General features: G+C 69.3%; 2 protein-coding genes. One reads left to right on the top strand and one right to left on the bottom strand.

The window, feature by feature from the left end; all coding sequences use genetic code 11:
• Nucleotides 1–783 (bottom strand): ATP-binding cassette domain-containing protein (locus AB0J09_RS61150; protein ID WP_360713201.1); only part of this gene is annotated, 783 nt, incomplete at its 3' end.
• A 163-nt stretch (nt 784–946) separates the two neighbouring features.
• Between AB0J09_RS61150 and AB0J09_RS61145 the strand changes: the two genes are divergently transcribed.
• The coding region (locus tag AB0J09_RS61145; protein ID WP_360713199.1) for a glycosyl hydrolase family 28-related protein at nt 947–2929 on the top strand (1983 nt) is incomplete at its 3' end.

Here is a 2929-nt window from a genome sequence, read left to right as displayed (position 1 = left end):
GGGGCGGATGCTGTACGTGCCCGCGCGGCCGAGCACCTTCTCGGCGGCGGCGCCGGAGATGAGGTTCGAGGTGCCGACGAACCCGGCCACGAACTCGGTCGCGGGCCGCTCGTACACCTCGGCGGGCGTGCCGACCTGCTCGATCCTCCCCTGGTCGAACACCGCGACCCGGTCGCTCATCGTCAACGCCTCCTCCTGGTCGTGCGTGACGAACAGGAACGTGATGCCCACCTCGCGTTGCAGCTCCTTCAGCTCGACCTGCATCTCCTCGCGCAGCTTGAGGTCGAGCGCGCCCAGAGGCTCGTCGAGCAGCAGCACCCGCGGCCGGTTGACCAGCGCGCGAGCGAGCGCGACCCGTTGCCGCTGCCCGCCCGACAGCTGTCCGGGCCGCCTGTCCTCGAAGCCCTCCAGCCGCACCGAGCGCAGTGCGTCCCGTGCCCGCTCGCGCCGCTCGGCCCTGGGGACCTTCTTCACGCGCAGTCCGTACTCGACGTTGGCCAGCACAGCCATGTGGGGGAAGAGCGCGTAGTCCTGGAAGACGGTGTTGACGTCCCGCTCGAACGGGGCCAGGCGGGTCACGTCCCTGCCGCCCAGCTCGACGCGGCCGGCCGTCGGCGCCTCGAATCCGGCGATCATGCGCAGCACCGTCGTCTTGCCCGAGCCCGACGGCCCGAGCATGGCGAAGAACTCCCCGTCACGCACGTCCAGGTCGATGCCGTCAACGGCCGTGACGGATCCGAACTCCTTACGCAGCCCGCGCAGCCCGACGGCCGTCTCGCTCATATTCATGAACATAAATGCGCAGCCTGGACAGCGCCATGGCCTGCAACAGAGCGCAAGTATTCGCAAGAAGTCAGCAAATTCACGAAACTACTTCACAATGCCTTGTGGATCGGTGTGCGAGGGGCCTACTGTCGCCTCACCCCCCGAGAGAAACGAGTACCGGATGCCACGCACAGTCCTGGCCGTCTTATGTGCGGCGGCGATGACCCTCGGCATCGCCCCGGCCCACGCCTCCGTCGCCCCGGCTCCCGTCGTGACACGGGCCGCCCTCGACCCGGCGCTCGTCGCGGGGCGGGGCGCCGCCGTGGACTTCCTGGAGCAGGAGGCGGAGAACGCGGTCACGAACGGCACGGTCATCGGCCCCGACCGCGCCGCGTACACGCTGCCCGCGGAGGCCTCGGGCCGGAAGGCGGTCAGGCTCGCACCGGGGCAGCACGTGGAGTTCACGCTGCCGGGCGCGGCCAACGCGATCACCGTGCGCTACAGCATCCCCGACGCGCCCGGCGGGGGCGGCATCACCGCGCCGCTCGACGTCACGGTCAACGGTAAGGGCCGCAGGACCATGACGCTGACGTCCCAGTACGCGTGGCTGTACAACCAGTACCCGTTCTCCAACGACCCCGGCGCCGGCCTGCTGCACCCCGACTGGTGGATCACCGAGTGCTCGTGCGTGCCGAGCGCCACGACGCCGCCTCCCGTGATCGCGAAACCGTTCCGGCCGAACCACTTCTACGACGAGCAGCGCCTGCTGCTCGGCCGCACGTACCGGGCGGGCGACCGGGTGCGCCTGACGGCCCCCGCCGGCAGCGGCGCCGCGTGGACGGTCATCGACCTGCTCGACTCGCAGCTTGTGAGCCCGCCGCGGGTGCAGGTGGCGGCGGCCAACGTGCTGGTGTTCGGGGCCGACCCGTCCGGGCGGCGTGAGTCGTCCGACGCGTTCGACCGGGCCATCGCCTTCGCCAAGCGGAAGCGGCTGGGGGTGTACGTCCCGCCGGGCACGTACCAGGTGAACCGGCACATCATCGTGGACGACGTGACGATCACCGGCGCGGGGAGCTGGTACACGATCATCAAGGGCCGTGAGGTCCCGCTCGGAAGCCCCGCGCCGGACGGCTCGGTCCACACCGGCGTCGGCTTCTACGGCACGCCCGGCGGCAGCAGGAACGTGCACCTGTCGGGATTCGCGATCGAGGGCGACGTGCGGGAGCGCGTCGACACCGACCAGGTGAACGGCGTCGGCGGCGCGATGAGCGACTCCACCATCGAGGGCCTGCACATCCGGCACACCAAGGTCGGCATGTGGTTCGACGGGCCGATGACGAACGTCCGGATCACCGGCAACGTCATCGTCGACCAGATCGCCGACGCCATCAACTTCCACACCGGCGTCACCGGCTCGGTCGTGTCGGACAACTTCATCCGCAACACCGGCGACGACGCGCTGGCCATGTGGTCGGAGAAGAGCGCCGACAGCGGGAACACCTTCGACCACAACACCGTGCAGACACCCGTGCTGGCCAACGGCATCGCCGTCTACGGCGGCAGGGACAACACGATCTCGAACAACCTCGTGGCCGACCCGATCAGGGAGGGCAGCGCCATCCAGATCGGCTCCCGCTTCGGCGCCGAGCCGTTCACGGGACGGCTGCTGATCACCGGCAACACCACGGTGAGGTCGGGGACGTACGAGCTGAACTGGAACATCGGGCTCGGGGCCATCTGGTTCTACGCGCTGGAGAAGGACATCTCCGCGGACGTCCAGGTGGTCGGCAACCACTTCCTGGACAACACCTACAACGCGATCATGCTGGTGAGCGAATGGTCGGTGAAGGACCTGTACTCGATCACGAACGTGCACTTCAAGGACATCCGGGTCGACGGGACCGGCACGTCGGTGGTGAGCGCCAGGGCGAAGGGGTCGGCGACGTTCGAGAACGTGGACGCGCGCAACGTAGGGGCGGTCGGGGTGAACAACTGCGGGTCGTTCGGCTTCCCGCCCACGGGCTCGGAGTTCACGCTGACGGACCTCGGAGGCAACGACGGAGGCGGCACGACCGGGCCCTGGCTGGCGCCGTGGCTGCTGCCCAACACCATCACCTGCGATGACCGCCCGCCGGGGGCCTGTCGGACCAGACCTCGGTGTTCT

The sequence above is a fragment of the Nonomuraea sp. NPDC049784 genome (assembly GCF_040659615.1).
Taxonomy (GTDB): Bacteria; Actinomycetota; Actinomycetes; order Streptosporangiales; family Streptosporangiaceae; genus Nonomuraea.
Note: the sequence above shows the minus strand (reverse complement) of the source record. Positions and strands in the feature narration are given on the sequence as shown.